This window comes from Bacillus thuringiensis, assembly GCF_022095615.2.
Lineage (GTDB): Bacteria > Bacillota > Bacilli > Bacillales > Bacillaceae_G > Bacillus_A > Bacillus_A cereus_AG.
The window spans coordinates 3704228-3729325 of the sequence record NZ_CP155559.1 but is presented as its reverse complement, the minus strand read 5'-3'; the positions used below and the strand labels follow the sequence as shown (position 1 = coordinate 3729325).

The window sequence follows — 25098 nt, the reverse complement described above, 5'->3', positions numbered from 1 at the left end:
CTTGTACTAGTAAGAAGGCAAAGGGAGAGGAGAAACCGGAGGAAGAACTTATGGGGAAACGTAAGTCTTCTCCGCGGTTGGCAACAACATCGAAGGTGATGTTGTTATAATTATTTATGTCCAATCTAAATGAAGATATACATCATGAAATTAAATTTTATGTTTGGCTTTTTATTTTTCTTTTTTTTATTTTATGATAGGATAAAAAAGATAAAGTGAAACAAATATACATAATGGGTTCGTGTTAGCGAATGGTGAGATGAATACATAAAAATGCAGAGCGGTTATTTTCGGCCGAATTCTCCTATTGTTCGTTGAGAGATGAATGGAATATTTCATGGAATAGTATAGTTTGGTAGCGGTTACTGAATGGAGAAAGGCTTTCTATAATTGCTCGATAGATTGAAATAAAGGTAGTGACAACAGATGAGAGTAGTTTCAGGAAAATGTAAAGGGCATCCACTTAAAGCGGTGCCAGGTAATACAACACGTCCAACGACAGATAAAGTAAAAGAATCGATTTTTAATATGATAGGCCCTTATTTTGATGGCGGTACAGCTCTTGATTTATTTGGCGGTAGTGGTGGTCTTGGAATCGAGGCTATAAGTAGAGGGATTGATAAAGCAATCTTTGTTGATCGAGATAATAAAGCGATAAAGGTAATCCATCAAAATTTAGAAAGTTGTCGAATACAGGAACAAGCTGAAGTATATCGAAATGATGCAGAACGTGCGGTAAAGGCTCTTATAAAACGTGAAATATCATTCGATCTTATATTAATTGATCCTCCATATAAAGATCAAAAAATTGTATCTTTAATTAGTGTGATGGATCAACACGGATTGTTACATAGAGATGGATTAATTATGTCAGAGCATGGTAATGATGTGGTTCTACCTGATTCTATAGGGAGACTTGTAAAAGTAAGAGCTGAAAATTATGGGATTACAGCAATATCGATTTATAAGTATGAAGGTGAGGGGACGGAATGACTAGTATAGCGATTTCTTCGGGAAGTTTTGATCCAATTACCCTTGGGCATCTGGATATTATTAAAAGGGGAGCAAAAGTATTTGATGAGGTGTATGTAGTAGTTTTAAACAACTCGTCAAAAAAACCGTTCTTTTCAGTTGAAGAGCGCTTAGATTTAATTCGAGAAGCAACAAAGCATATCCCGAATGTAAAGGTAGATTCACATAGTGGACTATTAGTGGAGTATGCGAAAATGCGTAATGCAAACGCGATTTTACGTGGGCTACGAGCGGTTTCTGATTTTGAATATGAGATGCAAATTACTTCTATGAATCGAAAATTAGATGAAAATATTGAAACCTTTTTTATTATGACAAACAATCAATATTCATTTTTAAGCTCGAGCATTGTGAAAGAAGTTGCGAGATATGGAGGAAGCGTGGTAGATCTTGTACCTCCTGTTGTAGAACGTGCTTTAAAAGAAAAGTTTCAAACCCCGTTAAAGTGAACGGGGTTTTTCTTTGTTGCTACGAAAAAATAATAAGATAACATATACATATAAACAAAATAATGTAAATATCGGTCCGTAGTGTACAAAAGATGTCCAAATTTCATGCAGTATAGAATGATTCGATAAAAATACGGGGATATCTTTTTGCATTGGTGAAAAAGAGGTTACTTTTTCATAAAATGGTTTCCAAAATATAAAAGTAAAAATAGGGGCAAGAATACTTTGAATAATTCGTGCGAAAAAATAGGGCTTAAATCGGATATCTGTTTCAGCTAATATGCTAGCAACTTGTGCCTGAATAGAAAGGCCGCTAAATGCTAAAATAAAGCTTGTTACCATAGCTTGCTGCAGGAGGGGTGTTTCATTTACTTGACTAATCATTTGGCTTCCGAGTGTCATTTCAAAAATGCCTGATAATATCGGAATGCTAAATTCTGTAGTTAGTTGGAAGAATGATAAAATATGTTGCATAATAAAAGAAAGTGCTGTTGTAATATGGAATACAGTAATCATTTTATTTAAAACAGAGAATAAAATAATAAATCCACCAATCATAAGTAACGTTTGAATAGAAGAAACGATAGCGTCCCCAAGTAATTTTCCTATGGGTCTTTTTTCTTGCATGCGTGTCTCGTGTAGGATTGAAAAAGGATTTTGAAAAGGACGTTTTTTAGTAGTATGTTTATCATTCGTGGAAATGTTGTTATTGCCGTAAAAACGCATCAATAACCCGACGAAAAAGTTACTTAAATAATGTGCAGCAGCTAATACGATTCCTAATTTCGGATTATTGAAAAAACCGATAGAAACAGCTCCAAAAATAAAAAGTGGATTAGATGAGTTTGTAAAAGATACGAGGCGCTCTGCTTCAATTTGTGTTAGCTGATTACTTTTACGCAGTCTAGCGCTTAATTTGGCGCCAGCAGGGAATCCTGAAGCCATTCCCATTGCCCAAACAAATCCGCCTATTCCTGGAACGCGAAAAAGTGGTCGCATGAGTGGTTCTAATATAACGCCTATAAATTTTACAACACCAATACTAATTAGAAGTTCCGCAATGATGAAAAACGGTAAAAGTGAAGGGAATACAACTTCCCACCATATATTTAACCCTCGAATGGAAGCTTGCAGAGCAGCTTGGGGGTGGAGTACAAGAGAAAAGGTTAAAAACAGTGTTGATATGGTAAGGAAAGCCGTTTTCCATTTTTCATACATGTAAGTAAATCCCCCTTTGTCCCAAAAAACGTTCATTTCAGTATACGTGGATACGTGGTGAATTTAGACCATAAGTATGAAAAAAGGAATGAAAAAAAATAAAGGGTGAGAAAAATGAAAGAACCGAAAATTGGTTTAGCTCTTGGATCTGGGGGCGCAAAAGGATTTGCTCATATTGGTGTTATAAAAGTTTTAAGGGAAAATGGTATACCGATTCATATGATTGCAGGAAGCAGTATGGGGGCTTTAGTAGGTACATTTTATGCAGCTAGCTCAAACGTTGAAAGGCTGTATAAACTGGCAAATGTTTTTAAGAGGAAATATTATTTAGATTTTACGGTTCCGAAAATGGGATTTATTGCTGGAAAACGTGTCAAAGATATGATTAAAATGTTTACATATAATAAAAATTTAGAAGAGTTAGATATCCCGACGGCTGTTGTGGCTACTGACATCTTGAAGGGGGAAAAAGTAGTTTTTACAAGTGGTCCTGTTGCAGAGGCGGTGAGGGCTAGCATATCTGTACCTGGAGTGTTTGTACCAGAAAAAATAGATGGACGATTATTGGTGGATGGCGGAGTGATTGATCGCATTCCAGTGTCGGTTGTGAAAGAGCTAGGTGCCGATATTGTTATCGCTGTTGATGTATCCCCGATTAAAGTGAATGGAGAGGTTACGTCTATTTATGATGTAATTATGCAGAGTATTGAAATTATGCAACATGAGCTTGTGATGAATCGACAAATTGCATCGGATTTAATGATGCGACCAGCTGTAGAACAATTTAGCTCACGTGCTTTTACAAACATTGAAGACATTATTCGAGTTGGAGAAGTAGAAGCGGAAAAACATGTTGCAAATATTTTTTTATTAATTGAGAAGTGGAAGGAGAAACATAATGTTTAAGCGTTTTCGGTTTATATATGCAATTTTAATAGGGGTTATATTGGCGATGTTACTTGTTTACGTACGTTTACCGTATTATGTAACAAAACCAGGAATGGCGGCCAAATTAGAGCCTTACGTTCAAGTTGAAGGTGGAACGAAAGAGTCTGGTGATTTTATGCTTGTTACGGTTTCAATGGGGCCAGCAAATGTGGTGAATTTAATAGCGGCACAGTTTAATAAATATACACATATTTCGAAAGCGGAAGAAATATTACAAAAAGGTGAAAGTGATGAAGAATATCAATTCCGCCAAAATTATGCGATGAAAGATTCGCAAAATGCAGCAATCTATAATGCTTATAAACGTGCAAATCGTACTGTTTCTTTTGAAAATAAAGGTGTATTGGTTGCTGGTATAGCGAAAGGGATGCCGTCAGAAGGAAAGCTTAAACTTGGAGATGTCATCGTAGCTGTCGACGGAAAAACATTTGAAAAGACGGAGCAATTTATTGAATATATGACGGGAAAAAAAGAAGGGGACGCAGTAAATGTTGAGTACAAGAGGAATGGAAAACAGTTAAAAGAAAATTTAAATGTAAAGACCATTCCGAATGGAAATGGGCGTGTTGGTATAGGGGTTTCTATCGTTACGGAAAGAGAACTAGTGGTAGATCCGAAAGTGAAAATTGATTCTCATGAAATAGGCGGACCATCGGCAGGCCTAATGTTTACATTAGAAATATATAATCAACTTGTGGAAGATGATTTAACAAGAGGGCATGAAATAGCTGGAACAGGGACGATTAATGAAAAGGGAGAAATTGGTCCGATTGGTGGTATTCAGCAAAAAGTGGTCGCTGCAAGTGATGCTGGTGCTGAAGTGTTCTTTGCGCCAAATGAAAAAGGTGCGGAGAAATCGAATTATAAAGATGCACTTGAGGCTGCGAAAGATATTAAAACAAAAATGAAAGTTGTGCCAGTTGATACGCTGGATGATGCATTACTGTATTTGGAAAAAATGGGCGAGAAAAAATAAACCTCTCTGAAAAAGAGAGGTTTTTTTATAGAAATTTTGCAGTTGATTCATCATAACGAATTGGATGGTGTGTTGCATCTTGTTTTAGTAGTTCTGTTCGGAATGGTTCTTGCATGATGGAGAAATATACAGAATTGGCTTTTCGCTCTATACGTAAAGTAGGATGGTCAAATGTTTTTGTATGGGTAAGGATGGGAAGCTCTATTTTTTTCTTGTTTTTTGAAAGGTAAGTTTGTCCTTTTTGTGACATGCCTAGTAGACGAATGTACGGTGCATGCTGCTCTATATTTGCGCTATGTATTTCTTCTTTTGTTGTATTTGTTAAAATGTGTGTACAAGCTCTTTGTAATCTAGTCCATGTATAACGCTTCGTTTTTAATGCTTCCATGAATGAATGGAAGGAGGAACTGGTTTGTATTTTTGATAAAATACGATGCTCTAAACCTTCTTCTATTTCATATATATGTCGTAAGTCTTCTGGGGACATCGTCATGAGTTTGTATTTAAAAAATGAAAAGTATTGTTCCCAATTATGTAATATCCCGTAGTTTTGTTTGTAATTTGCTATAAGAGAAGCAGTCGCTTTTGGGATAAAAGGCTCAATTTCTGTAAAAGAACTATTTTCGCTAAAAAGTTGCTTGCGAATACTAGTTGCGCTTGCAATATGTTGGTCGCTAAATGTTTCATCATGATAATGAGATGCGAATCTTTTTATCGTTTGTGCGTGCATAGAACTATTTTGCGTCAGGATTGCTTTCATGTATTGGAAACCTAAAATATTATTTGGTTGTGACATGTCTATGTTTTTTTCAGAAGGTAAAATGTGTAGGAAAGCTTCAGATGTAGCTTTTGCGTAACTATTACCTGCGTTCATAAATTGCTTTACAAGACGATTAAAAGTCTCGTCTTCATTTTTTTGCACAGAAATGGTGTTATAAAAATTTTCGATTTGTCCATCTTCACTACCGAAACAAATTTCAGACACGTGCAGGGCGTTTAAAATGGAAATAGCGCCATTTGCAAAGGTTTCAGCCTTTTGTGTTGAGAAGGCGTATGGAAGCTCTACAACAAGGTCTACACCGCATGATAAGGCCATTTTGGTACGATACCATTTGGATAGGAGTGCTGGCTCACCACGCTGTAAAAAAGGACCACTCATAACGGCGATTGTAATATCAGCGTGTGTTAACTTTTTTGTTTGTTGCACATGATAATCATGACCGTTATGAAAAGGGTTATATTCAACAACAATACCACTGGCTTTTATGGTAATCTCTCCTTTCGATGTAGCATCTTTTTGAAAAACATGATACTCTATATATTATTTACTATGATGACTTCATTATAGTGTAAAGAAAAAACATTGACAAATATAAAATGGCTAGCTATAATTTTGTTTGTTGCCTTGAGGTGATATGATATGAAATGGTCCATCCATCAATTGAATAAATTGAGAAATAAAGGATTGACATTGGATGAGATGGTAGATGTAAGTGAGCTACAAGAGGTCGAGAAAGATATTCGTGAAATTAATCCTGCTCATGTAACAGGAAGAGTTGATTTTGGATCCGGTAAGTTTACGTTCCATCTACATATAACTGGAAGCATGGTTTTACCATGTTCTCGCTCTTTAGTAGATGTGACATTACCATTTGACATTAAAACAACTGAGGTGTTCCAAACTTCACAAGAAGAATTTGAAACTGAAGCTGAAATTCATTGTTTAGAAGGAGAAGTACTTGACTTACTGCCCGTAATCAAGGAAAATATACTTTTGGAGATTCCAATGCAAATTTTCAGTGATGATGTTTCTGGTGGAGCACCGATGCAAGGTCAAGACTGGCAAGTGATTTCGGAAGAAAACAAAGAAAAGACTGTTGATCCACGATTAGCAGGACTTGCAAAGTTTTTTGACAAATAATCGGAAGACTGGTTTAGGCCTTCATATGAAAATAACTATTTCTTTTAAGGAGGTGGGAAGAATGGCTGTACCTTTTAGAAGAACTTCTAAAACAGTAAAAAGAAAGCGTCGTACGCATTTCAAATTATCAGTACCTGGTATGGTAGAGTGCCCAAGCTGTGGTGAAGCGAAATTAGCTCACCGTGTATGTAAAGCATGCGGTACTTACAAAGGTAAAGAAGTAATCAGCAAGTAATTGCGGGAAAATAAACGTAGAAGATATCTTCTACGTTTATTTTTTTTTGTCTTATTCTTTATTTGTTGTATTCTATCTTTTCTAGTAACTGCATATGCTTAATAAAAAATGCATAGGGAGGACTAGAGAGATGGCGACAACAAGACAAGATGCTTGGACTGATGATGAAGATTTGCTTCTGGCAGAAGTAGTACTCCGGCATATTCAAGAAGGTGGAACGCAATTATCTGCCTTTAAAGAAGTGGGAAGACATTTATCTCGTACACCAGCAGCATGTGGCTTTAGATGGAATTCTTACGTTAGAAAACAATACAAAGAACGTATTGAAGAAGCGAAGCAACTACGTAAAGTAGAAACTTATGAAGTAAAAGAGACAAAGGTAGTAGAGCCTACGTCAATTACATTAAATGATGTTATTGATTTCTTGCAAAATTATAAAGATGAAAACTCTTTAATGGTGTTGCAACAGCAAATTGAATCGTTACAAACAGAGAGAGAGAATCTTTTGGAGCGATTATCAGTATATGAGGAAGAGTATAGAACATTGCTTGATTATATCGATCAAAAAAGAAGTGTAATGGTAGCGGAAAGAAATAGCGCTCGTTCGAATGGGAAATTAGAAAAGTTAAAGAAATAAAAAAACAGCTACTATGTAGCTGTTTTTTTTATTTCTTATGCGGACTCTTCGTTTGTAACCGCATTCAAATTTGTTTCGGGGTTCCAAACATAAAAATCACCATCAGGTACTGATACAGGCTGGAAATTTAATTTATCCCAAAAACCAGCTGAATGGATACGTGCGATCGTTTTAATTGGGAACTGTAGCCCCTTCGCATAATTTACAAGCATTTCTCCGAATCCTTGTTTTTGGAAAGTTGGTAACACTTCAAGTTTATAGAGTTCTAGGTAAGTACCTGTAATTTCGAATGGTTCCCCGCCGTGCCTTTTCATATATAGACTCATACGTGCAATTAGTGATCCACCATAATAAATACCGTAAAATGGAGATTCACTATCGTTTTCAATAATGTTTGCCTGTAATTCTTCTAACATGGATAATTCTTGAGCTCCGCAACCTTTAAATTTTTTAAATTCGTCTAATGTTTTATAATTGATGAGCAAGCGCTCAACTTTTGGGAATCCCATAACATCACATCCTTTTCTTGTCTCGTTGAATGCAGAAAAGTAAAAATATTTATAATAATATTATAACTCATTTTTTTATTTTTATGAAGAAGATAGTATATTTCTTTTATTATTTTTTTGAGGATTTGCTAAACTAAGAGTAGAAGCATATTAATAGGTAGTATATACATATTGAAAGTAGAGGTTGCATTTGTTTGTTAAAGAGCAATGAAATTGTAAACTGTGTTCATGGAATTGAGAAAGATAAAGTGAAACTGTAATCGGTGGGATTTGTTCACCTTTAGTTAATTATAATTTCGCACCAATCAGGCGTTTGCGGGATAAAAAGGGGGAGGGAAAAGGGACTTGTGTATCGTATTTATATGAGTTCCTTGTGTGAAAATGAAAATTGGAGTTGTGGGACCAGGAGCTATCGGTCTGTTATATGCATTTTATTTACAAAAAAGTAATCAAGATGTTACGTTGTTTACAAGGACAGCTAAACAGGCTGAGGAATTGAATATAACGGGTGTAACTTGTATGAGGGAGGAAAAACGTGAAACCGTATTCCCACCTGTTTTGCCCATAGAAAGTATGCTAGACCAGAAGCTAGACTATATATTTATTGCTGTTAAGCAATATCATATAACTGACATACTGCCTTTTGTGCGAGGGGAATCCTCATTAATCTTTTTGCAAAACGGAATGTCGCACCTTCATGCTATGCAGCAAATAAAGAATGAAAATATTGCGGTTGGGATTGTAGAGCATGGTGCAAAAAAAGAAGAAAGACATACCGTTTATCATACGGGGATAGGTGTAACGAAGTTTGGAATCGTGCACGGCCAGTTTATACATTTTGAAAAAATATTTAATTGCTTTCCATTTCCTCATTTTCCGATTCAAATAGAAGATGATTGGAAGGATGTCATGCACAAAAAATTAGTAGTTAATGTATGTATCAATCCATTGACAGCATTATTACAAGTCCAGAACGGAGAGTTGATTACGAACCCGTTTTTTTATCGATTGATGGAGCAAGTATTTCAGGAAGTCGTTTTTCTTGTTAAAGAAGAAAAAGAAATGGTATGGAAAATGGTACGTCACGTATGTGAAAGAACGTCTCATAATACATCATCTATGCTGGCAGATGTAAGGGCGAATAGACAAACGGAAATTGGTGCGATTGTTGGATATGTATTAGAGGAAGCTAAGAAACAGCAACGATCCGTTCCGACACTTCAATTTTTGTTCGATGCAATAAAAGGATTAGAAGTAAAAGAATAAGTGTAATTCTTTGCTTTTACGTGCAACATTGACTACAATGTGGATTGGTGATAGAACAGGATACGAAAGGAAGAATTATATGGAGATAAAAGAAATCTCTGTTCCGCAACAAGGTGTTGTAGCGGACTATATGAACGGTAAAAAAGAGATACGGTCGTGTTTTGACTATATGTTAACAGAAGATGCTTTTAAACAGCGTGTACATGATTTGCGTGAGAGGGAGTTTTTCCGCCAAGATTTAGTAGCGCATTTATTAGAATATAATACAAAATTACAAGCGGGAGAAGCTACGATTCAAAATGTAAAAGCGCTTGGAGATGAAAATACATATGTTGTTATAGCTGGACAACAAGCTGGTTTATTAACTGGACCACTTTATACAATTCATAAAATCATTTCAGTTTTACAGCTTGCGAGGGAAAAGGAAGAAAGTTTAGGTGTTAAAGTTGTTCCTGTTTTCTGGATTGCTGGTGAAGACCATGATATGGATGAAATTAATCATACTTTTGTAACGAAGAATAAAAAAATAAAAAAGACTATTTTTCATGATCGTAATCCGAAAAAGGCGAGTGCTTCAGAGTCCGATCTTTCTTTGGAGGACTGTAGAAAGTGGATTGAAGAAATTTTTAAAACATACCCTGAAACGAATTTTACAAAGGATGTACTGCGATTTATTGATGATTCTTTGGGGAAATCGAATACGTATGTAGATTTCTTTGGCCATCTTATTATGAAAATGTTCGTGAATTCTGGTTTAATTCTTGTCGATTCGCATCATCCTGAATTAAGAAAATTAGAAGTGCCGTTTTTTAAGCGAATTATAGGTAAGTATAAAGAAGTGCAAGAGGGGCTTCATAACCAACAGGAAATAATTAAAGAATTAGGATATAAACCGATTATTGAAACGAAGTATAATGCAGTGCATATATTCATGGAAATTGATAACGAGCGAGTGTTACTTGAAGACAATCAAGGGAAGTTTGTTGGGAAGGATGGAGCGTATTCCTTTTCGTATGAGGAATTGATGGAAGAGCTAGAGAGAAGCCCAGAACGCTTTAGTAATAATGTTGTAACGCGCCCTCTTATGCAAGAGTATGTATTTCCTACACTGGCGTTTATTGGAGGGCCAGGGGAATTAGCTTACTGGAGTGAATTACAACAAGTCTTCCATACTATCGGTTTCCGAATGCCACCTGTCGTTCCACGTATTACAATCACTTATATAGAGAGGGATGTAGCGACAGATTTACACGATTTACAATTGCGAGACAGTGATCCGTTTTTAAATAACGTAGATAAGTTGCGTGAAAACTGGTTATCTAATCAAATAGAGGAACCGATAGATGATCGATTTGTAGAGGCGAAAAAAGAAATAATGGATATCCATACGTCATTACAACAGTTTGTGAAGAAAATAGATCCTGGATTAAGTGCGTTTGCAGGGAAAAATGAATTCAAAATTAATGAACAAATTGAACTGTTGGAAAGAATGTTGAAAAGAAATGTTGAGAAAAAACATGAAGTGCAGCTAAATAAATTCCGTCGCATACAATTTGCACTTCGTCCATTAGGGGCGCCGCAAGAGCGTGTGTGGAATATATGTTACTACTTAAATCAGTTCGGTTTGGATTTCGTTGAGCGTGTAATGGAAAAACCGTTTTCTTGGGATGGAAAACATCATGTTATAAAACTATAGAATCTTGCTCTTAGGAGCAGGATTTTATTTTTGTTCCGTTGAATTTACTGTGAAGTGAAATTTTTCTGAATTATTAATCTGGCAAACGGTGAATATCGTAATTATGCAGGATACTTAAATATATGACAAAATAGCACAAAATGTAAACGTATTATTATCTTTTTCGACAGTTTTTTATTTAAATTCCCGCAAAAGATGATAAAATTTAGTATATAATAAAAGAAAATAGCGATTTGTATAGTATGCTGCCTTTGTAGGCAAGTTAAATGAGTCGTTCTTTCATAGTATTTCGTTCTCTAATCGTGAAATATACGTTTGGAGGAGGAGATGCATTCAACATAATTAATTGGAAAAAGAGTAGGTGCAACAATGTTTAAACACGTAACAGTGCTTTTAAAGGAAACAGTAGACGGCTTAGATATAAAGCCAGGTGGTACATATGTAGATTGTACACTGGGGGGAGGAGGACATAGTTCTTATTTATTATCCCAATTAACTGAAGGCGGAAAGTTAATCGCGTTTGATCAAGATGAGATAGCGATTCAAAATGCGAAAGAAAAATTCTCTTCATACGGTGAACAGTTCATAACAGTAAAAAGTAATTTCCGTCATTTATCTGAAAAACTACAGGAATTAGGTATAACAGAAGTAGACGGTATTTTATTTGATTTAGGTGTTTCATCCCCGCAATTAGATACACCAGAGCGTGGCTTTAGTTATCATCATGATGCACCGTTAGATATGCGAATGGATCAAGATGCCCCATTAACAGCATATGATGTTGTAAATAGCTGGTCATATGAACAACTTGTAAGAATTTTCTTCCAGTATGGTGAAGAGAAATTTTCAAAACAAATAGTAAGGAAAATTGAAGCGTATCGTGAGAATAAAGCTATTGAAACGACAGGAGAATTAGTAGAACTAATTAAAGAGGGTATTCCAGCTCCTGCTCGTAGAACGGGTGGACATCCTGCGAAGCGAGTGTTCCAAGCAATCCGTATAGCTGTAAATGATGAATTGAAAGTATTTGAAGAAGCGTTGGAATCTGCGATTGAGATGGTCAAGCCAGGTGGAAGGGTTAGTGTTATAACATTCCATTCTTTAGAAGACCGTATTTGTAAAACGACGTTTAAGCGAAATAGTACAACGCCACAATTGCCACCAGGATTACCAATTATTCCTGATGAATTTAAGCCGAAATTAAAGCTTATTACAAGAAAACCGATTTTACCTTCTGATATAGAGTTAGAAGAAAATAATCGAGCGCGTTCTGCGAAATTGAGAATCGCTGAAAAACGATAAAAAGGGGAGAGAGGTATGAGTAACTTAGCTGTAAAGTACAAACAACAAGCACAAGAAGAGGTACAGATTCAAACGCCCCCACAGCAGATGGTTCAGCCAAAAGCTAAAGCGAAGATTACAAGAATCGAAAAACTGTTGTATGTAGCATTTATTGGCTTTTTATTGTATGCCTGTGTAGCGTTTATTGGAAATAAAGCAGGCCTTTATCAAGTTAATGTAGAAGCAGCGACGATAGAACAAAAAATTGTACAGCAGCAAAAAGAAAATCAAGAGTTACAGGCTGAAGTAGAGAAATTAAGTCGCTATGAACGAATCGCTGAAGTTGCAAAAAAACACGGGCTAGAAATTAATGCGAATAATGTGAAGGGCCTCAAATAAGGCAATAGGTGTGAAGGGAAAATGAAGAGAAATATGACTAAATTTCATACCAATAAGGGAGCAGGGTATTTTATGATTTTATTCCTCCTGCTCTTTTTGCTATTATTAGCCCGATTTTTTTACATACAAGCAACAGGAACTGTTCATGATCATGATTTGGATGCGCTCGCTAAGCAAAAACATAGTAAAACAGGAGTTCTGGAAGCGAATCGCGGGACGATTTATGACCAAAATGGTCATGTGTTAGCGCAAGATGCAAACTCTTATAAACTTGTAGCGGAATTAAAAGGTGCGAATCATGTTGAAAATAAAGAGGATACTGCAAAGAAAATTGCGGGAGTACTCGGAAAAGATGAAGAGAAGATTTTAGATACGTTAAATAAAGAAGGTAGAAGTCAAGTGGAATTTGGGAAATTAGGTAAGGGCTTGACGAAAGAACAGAAGGAACAAATAGAAGCATTAAAATTGCCAGGTATATCTTTTATTACTGAAAATGCAAGAGTGTATCCGAACGGTGATTTCGCATCTTATGTCGTAGGACATGCGAGACCCGATGATAAGGGGATTGCTATAGGGCAATTTGGTTTAGAAAAGAGCTTGGATAAATATTTAGGAGCTTCTAACGGAAAAGTAGCTTATACAGGCGATCGTAAAGGTGTGTCTCTTGACGGCGGGAAAGTGAATGTAGAGGCACCTAAAAATGGAGATAACACGTATTTAACGATAGATCAACGTATTCAAAGTTATTTAGAAGATGCAATGAAAGAAGCGAGTAAACATTATGAACCAGAAAGTTTGATAGGGATTGTTGCGGATCCAAAAACAGGGAAAATATTAGGAATGTCTAGTAAGCCTAGTTATGATCCGAACGAAGAGAATAATAAGTATTTTTATAATGACGCAATTGCAAATGCATTTGAACCTGGATCAACAATGAAAATTTTCACGCTAGCAGCAGCTATTAATGAAGGTGTGTATAAAGGACAAGATTATTATCAGTCTGGTACATACCAAGTCGGAAACCGAAAAATAAAAGATCATAACGGAGGCGCTGGATGGGGATCTATCACGTTTGATGAAGGGGTAGAGCGTTCTTCCAACGTAGCGTTTGCAATTTTAGGGGATCAAAAACTTGGCCCAGAACGTTTCCGGAAATATATTCATAGTTTTGGATTAGATGAAAAAACGAACATTGATTTACCTGGTGAAGGTTCAAATACAATTCTATTCGATCAGCAAATACAGCAAGTAACAACAGCTTTTGGACAAGGTTCTACTGTAACGCCAATACAGCTTGTACAAGCAGCAACTGCTATTGCAAATGATGGGAAAATGATGAAGCCGTATACAATTGATAAAATTGTAGATCCAATAACAGGTGAAGTAAAATTAGAACATAAGCCAGAAGAAGTGGGAAAACCTGTTACGAAAGAAACAGCAGCGCAAGTAAGACAGTTATTAGAACGTGTTGTTACATCGCCGAAAGGAACAGGAACTGCTTATAAAGTCGATGGATATTCAGTGGGTGGTAAAACAGGGACGGCGCAAATTCCGGATGGAAAAGGTGGCTATATGACGGGAAGAGAGAATTATATATTCTCATTCTTAGGGATGGCACCTATGGACGATCCGCAACTTGTTGTGTATGTAGCTGTAAAACAACCGAAATTGAAAGATGATGAGAATGGCGCACAGCCTTTAGCTGATATTTTTAAATATGTAACCAAAAATAGTTTAGAGTATTTAAAGATTAAGCCAAATGAAATAAAAGACCCGAAAAAATATGTGAAAGAACAACAAACTGTCGTTCCAGATGTAACCGGGAAAACGATGGAAGAAGCGAAAAAAGCAATTGATAAAGCAAAACTTCGTCCAATCGTATTAGGTGAAGGAAAAGTGCAGCAGCAAGTGCCAAAAGCAACGGAGCAAACATTAAAAGGCGATCGAGTCTTCTTAGTAGGAGATAAGCCTACAATGCCAAATATACAAGGCTGGGCACTGCGTGATGTTATGAATTTAGCAAAAACATTAAAGCTTAACTTAAAACCTACTGGTACCGGATATGTAACCGAACAAAGTGTGGCGGAAGGAACATTGTTGCAACCTGGTACAGAGTTAGGTGTAACGCTTGTACCGCCACTTGAACCACAACAAGAAGCAGAAAAACAGTAATGGTAAAAGAGAAGAAGTTCTAATTAAATAAGTACAAGCATATATTGGAACAAGCTAGGCGTAAGGGAGGCTTGTTCCAATATGCGTGTATCAAATGTAACGGTTAGAAAACGACTTATTTTTATACTCATATCAGGTATACTTATTTTCACTATCATCGATATTCGTCTTGGATATGTACAATTTTTTCTTGGGAATATGTTAACGGATCGTGCAAAGGATTCGTGGAGTCGTAATATTACTTTTGAACCTGAACGTGGGAAGATTTTAGATCGAAATGGTGTGGAACTTGCTACGAATAAAAGTGCCCCAACGGTCTTTGTTGTACCGAGGCAAATTGAAAAACCAGCAGAGACTGCAGAGAAGTTAGCTGCAGTATTAGGTGTGGAAAAAGATGAGATTTATAAGAGGATTACAAAAAAAGAATCGATTGTAAGGTTAGATAAAGGCGGAAGAAAAATATCACATGATAAAGCGAAAGAGGTACGAGGATTAAGTTTGAAAGGTGTTTATATCGCAGAGGACTCTATCCGGTACTATCCATTCGGTAACTTTTTATCACACGTATTAGGGTTTGCAGGTAGTGATAACCAAGGTTTGATGGGGCTTGAAAAATATTATGATAAAGAGCTAAATGGTGATGAAGGTCATGTGCGTTTTTTTGCAGATGCAAAAGGACAAAGGATGCCTAATGTTGGCGATGATTTCAAAAAACCAGAAGCTGGTTTGAATTTAGGCTTAACAATTGATGCGCGTATTAATAGAATTATGGAAAGAGAAATGAATATTGCAGAGTCGACATATAATCCAGATGGTATGATTGCGATTGCAATGAATCCGAAAAATGGTGAAATTTTAGGTATGTCGAGTCGGCCGAGTTTTGATCCAGCAGATTTTCAAAGTGTTTCTCCAGAAGTGTATAATAGAAATTTACCAGTATGGAGTACGTATGAGCCTGGTTCAACATTTAAGATCATTACGTTAGCGGCAGCTTTGAATGAAAATTTAGTAGACTTAGAGAAAGATACGTTTTATGATGATGGAGCAGCTGAAGTGGGTGGAGCTAGATTGAAATGCTGGAAAGCAGGAGGCCATGGTAGCCAAACGTTTTTAGAAGTAGTTCAAAACTCATGTAACCCAGGATTTATTGAACTTGGTGATCGTCTTGGTAAAGACCGATTGTTTAAATACATTCGTAATTTCGGCTTTGGACAGAAAACAGGAATTGATTTGCAAGGTGAAGGTAGTGGGATTTTATTTAATTTAGATAAGGTTGGTCCAGTCGAGCAAGCAACTACTTCATTTGGTCAAGGAGTTTCTGTAACACCAATTCAACAAGTAGCAGCAGTAGCAGCGGCTGTAAATGGTGGGACATTGTATCAACCATATATAGCTAAGGAATTTATTGATCCGAAAAATAATCAAGTTGTAAGTAAAAAGACACCTGTGGAAAAAAGAAAAGTTATTTCCAAGGAAACTTCAGAAAAAGTTCGGTATGCATTAGAGAATGTTGTAGCAAAGGGATCTGGTAAAGGTGCTTTCATTGATGGGTATCGTGTAGGTGGAAAAACAGGTACGGCTCAAAAGGTGAAAGATGGTAAATATTTAGAGAATAATTATATAGTATCTTTTATCGGTTTTGCTCCAGCGGATGATCCGGAAATTGTTGTCTATGTTGCTGTTGATAATCCGAAAGGTGTAACGCAATTTGGTGGAGTAGTAGCAGCTCCAATTGTTGGGAATATTCTTCGGGATGCACTTCCTGTTATGGGAGTGAAACCGAGAAAAGAACAAGTTGAGAGAGAATATAAATGGGGCGATACACCAACTGTGGAAGTTCCGAATTTAATTGGTATGAAAAAGAAAGACTTACAGACACAACTCGTCGATTTGAAGCTTGATATAAGTGGAGACGGAGAGAAAGTAATTAAACAATCCCCAGAAGCAGGAGCTAAAGTAAAAGAGGGCTCAAAAATTAGAATTTACTTCGGGAATTAAAGGTAACCTAGTACGTTTTATGGTACAATTGGTGGAAGTGAGTTCTTTATAGAAGAGTTACTTAATTTGAGGCTGTAAGAGCCCTAATTATAAATAAGTCTATTTATTAGACACAGTAGCACTTACCTCCTATTTTACATATTTAGGAGGTAACGTGTTGCCTATTAAAAAAGAGATAAATACACAATGTAGAGAGGGTTTAGTGAAATGAAGTTGCATACACTTTTATCATGTTTGCATGATTTTCCAGTTGTTCCAAAAGAAAATCCAGAAATCACATCTATAGAAGCTGATTCACGTAAAGTGAAAGAGGGAAGCTTATTTGTATGTATGAAAGGATATACGGTTGATAGCCATGATTTTGCTAAGCAAGCAGCGGCACAAGGAGCGGCTGCTATTGTTGCGGAAAGACCAATTGATGTTGACGTTCCAGTTGTACTTGTGAAAAATACTTTTCGTTCGTTAGCGGTTTTAGCTGATTATTTTTATGGTCAACCAACACACAAGTTACATTTAATCGGAATTACAGGTACAAATGGAAAGACAACAACATCGCATATTATGGATGAGATTATGCGCGCACATGGTCATAAAACGGGGCTAATTGGAACGATTAATATGAAAATCGGTGATGAAACATTTGAGGTGAAAAATACAACACCAGATGCACTAACACTTCAACAGACGTTTTCAAAAATGGTTGAGCACGGTGTAGATAGTACAGTAATGGAAGTTTCGTCACATGCTTTAGATCTTGGTCGTGTACACGGATGTGATTACGATGTAGCAGTGTTTACAAATTTAACACAAGATCATTTAGACTATCATAAAACGATGGAAGAATATAAACATGCAAAAGGATTGCTATTTGCACAACTTGGCAATAGTTATAACCATGATCGTGAAAAGTACGCGGTACTGAATAATGATGATGCTGTAACTGCGGAATATATGAGAAGTACTGCGGCAACTGTTGTAACATATGGAATTGATACAACAAGTGATATTATGGCCAAAGATATCGTTATGACGAGCGGTGGAACTACATTTACGCTTGTAACACCGTATGAAAGTGTAAATGTCACGATGAAATTGATTGGGAAATTTAATGTATATAACGTACTAGCAGCAACAGCGGCAGGACTTGTTTCTGGTGTAAGTTTAGAAACGGTTATTGATGTAATAAAGCAACTAGCTGGAGTTCCAGGACGTTTTGAAGTAGTTGATGGTGGACAAAATTATACAGTTATTGTTGATTATGCACATACACCAGATAGCTTAGAGAATGTATTAAAAACAGCAAAACAGTTTGCAAAAGGCGATGTATATTGTATCGTCGGTTGTGGTGGAGATAGAGATCGAACAAAGAGACCAATCATGGCAAGTGTTGCAACAAAATATGCAACTCATGCAATTTATACTTCTGATAATCCAAGAAGTGAAGAGCCAGGGGCTATTTTAGATGATATGGTGCAGGGTGCAAATGGGAATAATTATGAAGTAATTATTGATAGAAAAGAAGCGATATACCATGCAATTGCTAACGCGAAAGCTGAAGATATCATCATTATTGCTGGTAAGGGTCATGAAACGTATCAAATTATTGGTAAAGACGTTCATCATTTTGACGATCGTGAAGTCGCTAAAGAAGCAATTACAGAGCGTTTAAACAACGAAGAGTAACAACGTGAGAGGAGGACTACATGTGCTTGAGCAAGGTTTATTAGTAACGGCTGGGGTAGCATTCTTAATTTCTGTTGCCCTTTCGCCATTGTTTATTCCATTTTTAAGGAAATTAAAGTTCGGACAGAGTATTCGTGATGAGGGACCAAAGTCACATCAAAAAAAATCAGGGACACCGACAATGGGTGGTATTGTCATATATGTATCTATGATGGTAACTTCACTTATTATGGCGATTAAGTTTAATCATTTAGGTGCAGAGGTTTCGTTATTATTATTAGTGACATTTGGCTACGGATTAATTGGATTTTTAGATGACTACATAAAGGTAGTTAAGAAGAGAAATCTTGGTTTAACATCAAAACAAAAATTAGTAGGTCAGCTTGTTATTGCTATTGCGTTCTTTTTAATTGGAAAAGGGCAAGCGTTCCACACATACATCATGATTCCGGGAACAGATGTTAAGTTTGAACTAGGTTGGGCGTATTTTGTACTTGTATTATTTATGCTTATTGGTGGATCAAATGCAGTTAACTTAACTGACGGTTTAGATGGTTTATTATCAGGAACAGCTGCTATTGCATTTGGAGCGTTTAGTATTATTGCAGTAGCACAAGAGCAATTTGGAGTAGCGATATTCTGTATGGCAGTTGTAGGAGCTGTACTTGGATTTTTAGTATTCAATGCAAATCCAGCGAAAGTGTTTATGGGAGATACAGGTTCCTTAGCTTTAGGTGGAGCCATTGCAGCTGTAGCGATTTTATTAAAACAAGAATTGCTACTTGTAATCATTGGTGGAGTATTCGTAATGGAAACTTTATCTGTTATTATTCAGGTCATTTCTTTTAAAACAACAGGAAAACGTGTCTTTAAAATGAGTCCATTACACCATCATTATGAATTATGTGGTTGGTCAGAGTGGCGTGTTGTTGTGACATTTTGGTCTGTAGGATTTTTATTAGCTGTGTTAGGAATTTATATCGGGGTGTGGATGTAATTGAAAACTGTAACTGAATTTCAAAATAAAAATATTCTTGTATTAGGCATTGCAAAAAGTGGTTATGCAGCAGCTACGCTGTTACAAAAATTAGGGGCAAATGTTATTGTAAATGACGGAAAGCCTTTAGCGGATAATGTACTTGCTGCAGAATTACAAGCAAAAGGAATGGACGTTGTATGCGGTGGTCATCCTTTAGAATTGTTAGAGAGAAATATTTCTCTTGTTGTAAAAAATCCAGGAATCCCGTATTCTAATCCATTATTAGTTGCTGCGAAAGAAAAGCAAATTCCAATTGTTACGGAAGTTGAATTAGCATATCGTATTTCAGAAGCGCCATTTGTTGGGATTACAGGGTCTAACGGTAAAACGACGACGACAATGCTTGCATTTGAAATGCTAAAAGAAGGACAAAAGCATCCTGTAATTGCAGGAAACATAGGAACTGTAGCGTGTGAAGTAGCACAGGATGCAAAAGAAAATGAAGTTGTAGTTACAGAACTTTCATCGTTCCAACTGATGGGAGTAGAATTGTTCCAGCCTAAAATTGCTGCGTTTTTAAATTTATTTGAGGCCCACTTAGATTATCACGGGACGAAGAAGGAATATGGTTTAGCAAAAGCAAATATTTTTAAAAACCAAACAGAAAATGATTATAGTGTAATAAATGCAGATGATGCAGATGTGATGGCTTTATCTGCTTATAGTAAAGGGCAAAAAGTACTATTCTCGACAACGAAAGAAATTGAAGATGGTGCATGTATAAAAGAGAATGCTCTTTGTTTTAAAGGTGAAAAAGTTGTTGAAGTAGGCGATATCGTTTTACCTGGTCAACATAATTTAGAAAATATTTTAGCAGCAATGAGTATCGCAAAATTATTAGGTGTTTCTAATGAAGCGATTACAGCGGTGTTAAAACGTTTTACAGGTGTAAAACATCGTTTAGAATATGTAACAACTATTAACAATCGTAAGGTTTATAATGACTCAAAAGCAACGAATATGTTAGCGACTGAGAAAGCTTTATCTGCGTTTACACAACCGATTGTGTTATTAGCAGGCGGGCTTGATCGTGGAAATGAATTCGATGATTTAATTCCGTATTTCAAAAATGTAAAAGCAATTGTGACATTTGGACAAACAGCTCCAAAATTAGTAAGAGCTGCAGAAAAAGCGGGATTAGATACAATTGAAAGTGTCGATACTTTAGATGAAGCTGTAGTGAAAGCTTATGCTCATTCTACAGATGGCGATGTAATTCTTCTTTCTCCAGCATGTGCAAGCTGGGATCAATTTAAAACATTTGAAGAAAGAGGAGACATTTTTATACAAGCTGTGCATAAACTTATATAAAGTAAATCAAAACATCAGTAGGCTAACACCTACTGATGTTTTGTTACATAGGGCAAAAGTTTCTGCCTAAAGAGGTGGTGTTTATGGGTAATGAAGAAAACGCCTGATTTTATTCTCATCATCGTTACACTTGCGTTGTTAACAATCGGAATGGTTATGGTGTATAGTGCGAGTGCGGTTTGGGCCTCTTATAAAATGGGGGACTCATTCTTTTTTGCAAAAAGGCAATTGCTATTTGCAAGTATTGGTGTAGTGGCTATGTTTTTAATTATGAAAATTGATTATTGGGTGTGGCGTACGTATTCAAAAGTAATTTTGCTAGTTTGCTTCATTCTTCTTATTCTTGTTCTTATTCCTGGGGTAGGGCTTGTTCGAGGAGGAGCGCGAAGTTGGATTGGAATCGGGGCATTTTCCATTCAACCATCAGAATTTATGAAGTTTGCGATGATTATTTTCTTAGCAAAATTTTTAGCGGAACGACAAAAATTAATTACCTCTTTTAAACGTGGTTTACTACCAGCTCTTAGTTTTGTATTTCTTGCTTTTGGGATGATTATGTTACAGCCAGATCTTGGCACAGGAACGGTAATGGTTGGGACATGTATTATTATGATATTTATCTCGGGGGCAAGGGTCTTTCACTTTGCAATGTTTGGTTTGCTTGGTGTAGCAGGATTTGTAGGGCTGATTGCATCAGCACCGTATCGAATGAAACGTATTACATCATATTTAGATCCGTGGTCAGATCCGCTTGGAAGTGGATTTCAAATTATTCAATCGTTACTCGCAATTGGACCAGGTGGATTATTCGGGCTCGGACTTGGACAAAGTAGACAAAAGTTTCTTTATTTACCTGAACCACAAACAGACTTTATATTTGCAATCTTATCTGAGGAATTAGGTTTTATTGGTGGTTCATTTGTGTTATTATTATTTAGTCTGTTATTATGGCGTGGGATTCGTATAGCTTTAGGAGCGCCTGATTTATATGGTACGTTTTTAGCAGTAGGTATTGTGGCGATGATTGCGATTCAAGTAATGATTAATGTTGGTGTTGTAACAGGATTGATGCCTGTTACGGGTATTACTTTACCGTTTTTAAGTTATGGTGGATCAAGTTTGACATTAATGTTAATGGCAGTAGGTGTATTATTAAATATAAGTCGCCATTCTCGCTACTAAACCCTGTTTTATAAGACAGGGTTTTTCGTATGTGCGCGAAGAAACATGATGTATATAGAAATAAATACGACTGAAATAAGAAAAGAGAAGCGGAGGAATTAGTAGTGCGTGTATTAGTAAGTGGTGGGGGTACTGGAGGTCATATTTATCCGGCTCTTGCTTTAATAAGGGAAATAAAAAAATTAAATCCGGAAGCAAGGTTTTTATATATTGGTACGGAGAGCGGATTAGAGAGCACAATTGTTCCAAAAGCAGGTATACCGTTTCAATCTATTGTTATAAGTGGATTTAAGCGTAAAATATCGTTAGATAACGTGAAAACGGTGATGCGTTTCCTAAAGGGTGTACAAGATAGTAAACGATATATTCGTCGTTTTAATCCGGATATTGTGATTGGAACGGGTGGATATGTATGTGGCCCAGTTGTATATGCTGCAGCAAAATTAGGTATTCCAACCATTGTACATGAACAAAATAGTGTACCTGGTGTAACGAATAAATTTTTAAGCCGCTATGTTGATAAAGTTGCGGTTTGTTTTGAAGCGGCTGCAGAACATTTTCCACAGTCAAAAGTGGTTATGACAGGAAATCCACGAGCATCAGAAGTAATGGATCAGAATGGAATGAAAGGAAAACGTTCAGTAGGTTTATCTCTTCCTAAAAAATCCGTACTTATTTTTGGTGGAAGTCGTGGAGCTAGACCGATTAACGATGCTTTCGTAGAGGCAATTGAACAGTTTGGAAATAAAAGTTACGAAATATTGTATGTAACAGGTGAAGTTCATTATGACAAAGTGATGGAAGCAGTGAAGCAAAAAGGGAATCCGAATAATGTTATTATTAAACCTTTCATTCATAATATGCCAGAGGTACTTACAGGTGTAGATCTTGTTGTTTCAAGAGCGGGGGCAACAACACTTGCAGAATTAACCGCGTTAGGTAAGCCAAGTGTGTTAATTCCGAGTCCTTACGTAACAAATAACCATCAGGAAAAGAATGCACGCTCTGTTGTCGATAAAGGAGCAGCAAAAATGTTGCTTGAAAAAGATTTAACAGCAGAAACGCTTATTCGTGATATTGATGAGATTTTATTAGATGAACAAACATTACAAAATATGAAGCTGGCTGCGGGGCAATTAGGTATTCCAGATGCAGCAAATAAGCTGTATGAAGTAATGAATAAGCTTGTAAAAAAATAACGTTAGGTGAACGCCCTGCATACTACTGTAATAAGGATACTTAGTATGGGGGAGATTGTTTATGGAGCAATTAGTAAATGAGCTTATAGAAGCAAATGTTGGTCGCGTGTTAGTGAATGAAGCGTTAGCGCGTTATACCACTATGAAAATAGGTGGACCAGCTGATATTTTAATTGTGCCAAAGCATGTTGCCGGTATTGAAAAAACGTTGCAGTTAGTAAAAAAATATAAAACAAAGTGGACTGTAATTGGTCGCGGTTCGAACCTTCTTGTATCTGACCTAGGTATAGAAGGTGTCGTTATTCGTTTAGGAGAAGGATTAGACCACTTAGAAGTCGAAAAACATAGAGTAAGAGTTGGTGGCGGGTATCCCCTTATTAAATTATCAACTTTACTTAGTCGTCAAGGGTTATCCGGCCTGGAATTTGCCAGTGGTATTCCAGGAAGTGTTGGTGGTGCAGTGTATATGAATGCAGGAGCACATAAATCGGATATATCAAACATATTATCAAAAGCTCTTATTTTGTTTGAAAATGGAACAATTGATTGGTTAACGCATGAAGAAATGGAGTTTTCCTATCGTACTTCTGTATTGCAAACGAAACATCCTGGTATTGTTTTGGAAGCTGAGTTTCAATTGCAGGTAGGAGAGCGTGAGGGAATCGTAAGCGTCATGCAAAAGAATAAAGATTACCGCCGTGAAACACAGCCGTGGAATCATCCTTGTGCAGGAAGTATATTTCGGAATCCAATTCCATACTTTGCAGGAGACTTAATAGAAAAGGCGGGGCTTCGTGGTTATCAAATAGGCGGAGCTCAAATTTCTGAAATGCATGGGAATTTTATTATTAATACTGGGGGAGCCAGTTCGCAAGATGTCTTATCGTTAATTGCATTAATAAAACAAACAATCAAGGATAAATTTGGCGTAGAAATGCATACAGAAGTAGAAATCATTGGAAGATAACGGTTATTCGTTCCGCTCATTATCATTTATGTTATAATAAGAAGATAAGAACGGCATGAGGAACATGCCGTTCTTTATGTTACGTAGGGGGATCGTACATGAAAAATAGTAAAGTGATTAAACTACAGGATCGTGTACCAAAGTTAAAAAATCAACAGAAAAAAAACAAGAAAAATGTTAATCATCGGTTGATTTTATACATATCAATTTTATTTTTATTAGTGCTCTTTTTAATTTACTTTCGGTCTCCGCTAAGCAATATCAAAAAGATAAGTGTGTTTGGAAATCATTATATGACAGATGAACAAGTGATGAAGGAATCAGGTGTGACGTATGATACAAGTTATTTCCGAGTGACAGCACATAAAGCAGAAGAAAACCTAACGAAACGAAAAGAAATTAAAGCGGTAAATGTAAAAAAACGTTTTCCAAATAAAATTGATGTTCATATTGAAGAATATTTAACGATTGGTTATATAAACAAAGATGGGAAATTACAACCGTTATTAGAGAACGGGAAAACACTTGAGGTACTTCCGAACGGAAAACTTCCTGTTGCAGCGCCAATTTTCGAACCTTTTAAAGAGGAGAAAATGAAGGAGTTAATTGCCGAGCTTGAAAAATTAACACCAACTATTTTAAGATCTATTTCTGAAATTCGTTATTCACCGACGAATGCAAATGAAGATCATCTTACTTTATATATGAACGAAGGGTACGAAGTGAGCACTACGATTCAAAATTTCGCAAAGCGTATGGAAGCTTATCCGCTTATCTTAAAAACAATTGAGCCGGGTAAAAAGGTATTAATTGATTTAGAAGTAGGGGCATATACGAAAGAATTAGGAGCGGAAGAAAAAAAAGAATAGAAAGATAGTTTTCACTACGTTATTGTAGAAAAAACAAAACGAATGTTCTACTTGGTGCATCTGAATTTACAAGAATGGTTCATTTGATGAAAAAGATGTAAAAATTCTTAG

Annotated in this window: 23 protein-coding genes; 20 read left to right on the top strand and 3 right to left on the bottom strand. The window is 36.3% G+C overall.

The window, feature by feature from the left end:
* Window positions 1-426 precede the first annotated feature (426 nt).
* Together rsmD and coaD are read left to right on the top strand one after the other, a co-directional pair.
* A complete protein-coding gene (gene rsmD, locus KZZ19_RS19135) occupies window positions 427-993 on the top strand; it encodes a 16S rRNA (guanine(966)-N(2))-methyltransferase RsmD (protein ID WP_073516240.1) in 567 nt (188 codons plus the stop codon).
* Complete coding sequence (gene coaD / locus KZZ19_RS19130; protein WP_088097549.1) at window positions 990-1481, top strand: pantetheine-phosphate adenylyltransferase; 492 nt, start codon at window positions 990-992, stop codon at window positions 1479-1481. Before rsmD ends, coaD begins: the two co-directional genes overlap by 4 nt.
* On the opposite strand, the gene ylbJ is transcribed toward coaD, so the two are convergent.
* Window positions 1473-2699: a sporulation integral membrane protein YlbJ gene (gene ylbJ, locus KZZ19_RS19125; RefSeq protein WP_088097548.1), complete on the bottom strand. Its 1227-nt coding sequence runs from the start codon at window positions 2697-2699 to the stop codon at window positions 1473-1475. The two genes, coaD and ylbJ, sit on opposite strands and share 9 nt — an antisense overlap.
* A 114-nt stretch (window positions 2700-2813) precedes the next feature.
* Between ylbJ and KZZ19_RS19120 the strand changes: the two genes are divergently transcribed.
* Together KZZ19_RS19120 and KZZ19_RS19115 are read left to right on the top strand one after the other, a co-directional pair.
* Window positions 2814-3605, top strand: a complete 792-nt coding sequence (locus tag KZZ19_RS19120; protein ID WP_088097547.1) for a patatin-like phospholipase family protein — start codon at window positions 2814-2816, stop codon at window positions 3603-3605.
* Window positions 3598-4623, top strand: a complete 1026-nt coding sequence (locus KZZ19_RS19115) for a SepM family pheromone-processing serine protease (protein WP_237979373.1) — start codon at window positions 3598-3600, stop codon at window positions 4621-4623. The genes KZZ19_RS19120 and KZZ19_RS19115 overlap by 8 nt, the downstream gene beginning before the upstream one ends.
* 25 nt (window positions 4624-4648) lie before the next feature.
* On the opposite strand, the gene KZZ19_RS19110 is transcribed toward KZZ19_RS19115, so the two are convergent.
* Entirely contained in the window at window positions 4649-5890 is a 1242-nt protein-coding gene (locus tag KZZ19_RS19110) for a nucleotidyltransferase (protein ID WP_322349753.1), read from the bottom strand.
* 153 nt (window positions 5891-6043) lie between these two features.
* Here KZZ19_RS19110 and KZZ19_RS19105 point away from each other — a divergent pair, with 153 nt between their 5' ends.
* From KZZ19_RS19105 to KZZ19_RS19095, 3 genes are all read left to right on the top strand, one after another.
* Window positions 6044-6544, top strand: a complete 501-nt coding sequence (locus KZZ19_RS19105; RefSeq protein ID WP_000872150.1) for a YceD family protein — start codon at window positions 6044-6046, stop codon at window positions 6542-6544.
* 61 nt (window positions 6545-6605) lie between these two features.
* On the top strand, window positions 6606-6779 hold the full coding sequence (rpmF, locus tag KZZ19_RS19100; RefSeq protein ID WP_001984764.1) for a 50S ribosomal protein L32: 174 nt from the start codon (window positions 6606-6608) through the stop codon (window positions 6777-6779).
* 130 nt (window positions 6780-6909) lie between these two features.
* A complete protein-coding gene (locus KZZ19_RS19095; protein ID WP_237979371.1) occupies window positions 6910-7416 on the top strand; it encodes an RsfA family transcriptional regulator in 507 nt (168 codons plus the stop codon).
* Window positions 7417-7451: 35 nt separating this feature from the next.
* Here the strand turns inward: KZZ19_RS19095 and KZZ19_RS19090 are convergent, their stop codons facing one another.
* On the bottom strand, window positions 7452-7925 hold the full coding sequence (locus tag KZZ19_RS19090) for an N-acetyltransferase (RefSeq protein ID WP_060488409.1): 474 nt from the start codon (window positions 7923-7925) through the stop codon (window positions 7452-7454).
* Window positions 7926-8300: 375 nt separating this feature from the next.
* Between KZZ19_RS19090 and panE the strand changes: the two genes are divergently transcribed.
* The 13 genes from panE to divIB all read left to right on the top strand — a co-directional run bounded on the left by panE (window position 8301) and on the right by divIB (window position 24987).
* Window positions 8301-9191, top strand: coding sequence for a 2-dehydropantoate 2-reductase (gene panE, locus KZZ19_RS19085; RefSeq protein ID WP_237979370.1), 891 nt, complete (start codon window positions 8301-8303; stop codon window positions 9189-9191).
* 79 nt (window positions 9192-9270) lie between these two features.
* Complete coding sequence (gene bshC / locus KZZ19_RS19080) at window positions 9271-10887, top strand: bacillithiol biosynthesis cysteine-adding enzyme BshC (RefSeq protein ID WP_237979369.1); 1617 nt, start codon at window positions 9271-9273, stop codon at window positions 10885-10887.
* A gap of 369 nt (window positions 10888-11256) precedes the next feature.
* Window positions 11257-12189 (top strand): 16S rRNA (cytosine(1402)-N(4))-methyltransferase RsmH, encoded by a 933-nt coding sequence (rsmH, locus tag KZZ19_RS19075; RefSeq protein WP_088097541.1) that lies wholly within the window; start codon window positions 11257-11259, stop codon window positions 12187-12189.
* 15 nt (window positions 12190-12204) lie between these two features.
* Window positions 12205-12567 carry a cell division protein FtsL gene (ftsL, locus tag KZZ19_RS19070; RefSeq protein WP_000067081.1) on the top strand — a complete coding sequence of 121 codons (363 nt, stop codon included), beginning with the start codon at window positions 12205-12207 and terminating at the stop codon, window positions 12565-12567.
* 21 nt (window positions 12568-12588) lie between these two features.
* On the top strand, window positions 12589-14739 hold the full coding sequence (locus tag KZZ19_RS19065; RefSeq protein ID WP_098341867.1) for a penicillin-binding protein: 2151 nt from the start codon (window positions 12589-12591) through the stop codon (window positions 14737-14739).
* An 81-nt stretch (window positions 14740-14820) separates the two neighbouring features.
* Window positions 14821-16737: a stage V sporulation protein D gene (locus tag KZZ19_RS19060; RefSeq protein ID WP_001266227.1), complete on the top strand. Its 1917-nt coding sequence runs from the start codon at window positions 14821-14823 to the stop codon at window positions 16735-16737.
* 207 nt (window positions 16738-16944) lie between these two features.
* Window positions 16945-18420 (top strand): UDP-N-acetylmuramoyl-L-alanyl-D-glutamate--2,6-diaminopimelate ligase, encoded by a 1476-nt coding sequence (gene murE / locus KZZ19_RS19055; RefSeq protein ID WP_088097539.1) that lies wholly within the window; start codon window positions 16945-16947, stop codon window positions 18418-18420.
* A 22-nt stretch (window positions 18421-18442) separates the two neighbouring features.
* Window positions 18443-19417, top strand: coding sequence for a phospho-N-acetylmuramoyl-pentapeptide-transferase (mraY, locus tag KZZ19_RS19050; RefSeq protein WP_000893058.1), 975 nt, complete (start codon window positions 18443-18445; stop codon window positions 19415-19417).
* Window positions 19418-20770, top strand: coding sequence for a UDP-N-acetylmuramoyl-L-alanine--D-glutamate ligase (gene murD / locus KZZ19_RS19045; protein WP_088097538.1), 1353 nt, complete (start codon window positions 19418-19420; stop codon window positions 20768-20770).
* A 90-nt stretch (window positions 20771-20860) separates the two neighbouring features.
* Complete coding sequence (gene spoVE / locus KZZ19_RS19040; protein ID WP_000753516.1) at window positions 20861-21952, top strand: stage V sporulation protein E; 1092 nt, start codon at window positions 20861-20863, stop codon at window positions 21950-21952.
* A 104-nt stretch (window positions 21953-22056) separates the two neighbouring features.
* Entirely contained in the window at window positions 22057-23151 is a 1095-nt protein-coding gene (gene murG, locus KZZ19_RS19035) for an undecaprenyldiphospho-muramoylpentapeptide beta-N-acetylglucosaminyltransferase (RefSeq protein WP_237979368.1), read from the top strand.
* 61 nt (window positions 23152-23212) lie between these two features.
* The gene (murB, locus tag KZZ19_RS19030) at window positions 23213-24118 is read left to right on the top strand and encodes a UDP-N-acetylmuramate dehydrogenase (RefSeq protein WP_098341868.1); all 906 of its coding nucleotides are present in this window, start codon (window positions 23213-23215) and stop codon (window positions 24116-24118) included.
* 98 nt (window positions 24119-24216) lie between these two features.
* The gene (gene divIB, locus KZZ19_RS19025) at window positions 24217-24987 is read left to right on the top strand and encodes a cell division protein DivIB (protein WP_088097535.1); all 771 of its coding nucleotides are present in this window, start codon (window positions 24217-24219) and stop codon (window positions 24985-24987) included.
* Window positions 24988-25098: the final 111 nt, after the last annotated feature.

Excerpts from the sequence above, each read along its gene's own strand:
- ylbJ (WP_088097548.1), bottom strand. The coding sequence starts at position 2,699 with ATGTATGAAAAATGGAAAACGGCTTTCCTTACCATATCAACACTGTTT.
- KZZ19_RS19115 (WP_237979373.1), top strand. The coding sequence starts at position 3,598 with ATGTTTAAGCGTTTTCGGTTTATATATGCAATTTTAATAGGGGTTATA.
- spoVE (WP_000753516.1), top strand. The coding sequence starts at position 20,861 with ATGAAGAAAACGCCTGATTTTATTCTCATCATCGTTACACTTGCGTTG.
- coaD (WP_088097549.1), top strand. The coding sequence starts at position 990 with ATGACTAGTATAGCGATTTCTTCGGGAAGTTTTGATCCAATTACCCTT.
- divIB (WP_088097535.1), top strand. The coding sequence starts at position 24,217 with ATGAAAAATAGTAAAGTGATTAAACTACAGGATCGTGTACCAAAGTTA.
- murB (WP_098341868.1), top strand. The coding sequence starts at position 23,213 with ATGGAGCAATTAGTAAATGAGCTTATAGAAGCAAATGTTGGTCGCGTG.
- rpmF (WP_001984764.1), top strand. The coding sequence starts at position 6,606 with ATGGCTGTACCTTTTAGAAGAACTTCTAAAACAGTAAAAAGAAAGCGT.
- KZZ19_RS19065 (WP_098341867.1), top strand. The coding sequence starts at position 12,589 with ATGAAGAGAAATATGACTAAATTTCATACCAATAAGGGAGCAGGGTAT.
- bshC (WP_237979369.1), top strand. The coding sequence starts at position 9,271 with ATGGAGATAAAAGAAATCTCTGTTCCGCAACAAGGTGTTGTAGCGGAC.
- KZZ19_RS19120 (WP_088097547.1), top strand. The coding sequence starts at position 2,814 with ATGAAAGAACCGAAAATTGGTTTAGCTCTTGGATCTGGGGGCGCAAAA.
- KZZ19_RS19060 (WP_001266227.1), top strand. The coding sequence starts at position 14,821 with ATGCGTGTATCAAATGTAACGGTTAGAAAACGACTTATTTTTATACTC.
- KZZ19_RS19090 (WP_060488409.1), bottom strand. The coding sequence starts at position 7,925 with ATGGGATTCCCAAAAGTTGAGCGCTTGCTCATCAATTATAAAACATTA.
- KZZ19_RS19105 (WP_000872150.1), top strand. The coding sequence starts at position 6,044 with ATGAAATGGTCCATCCATCAATTGAATAAATTGAGAAATAAAGGATTG.
- rsmH (WP_088097541.1), top strand. The coding sequence starts at position 11,257 with ATGTTTAAACACGTAACAGTGCTTTTAAAGGAAACAGTAGACGGCTTA.
- rsmD (WP_073516240.1), top strand. The coding sequence starts at position 427 with ATGAGAGTAGTTTCAGGAAAATGTAAAGGGCATCCACTTAAAGCGGTG.
- murE (WP_088097539.1), top strand. The coding sequence starts at position 16,945 with ATGAAGTTGCATACACTTTTATCATGTTTGCATGATTTTCCAGTTGTT.
- KZZ19_RS19095 (WP_237979371.1), top strand. The coding sequence starts at position 6,910 with ATGGCGACAACAAGACAAGATGCTTGGACTGATGATGAAGATTTGCTT.
- ftsL (WP_000067081.1), top strand. The coding sequence starts at position 12,205 with ATGAGTAACTTAGCTGTAAAGTACAAACAACAAGCACAAGAAGAGGTA.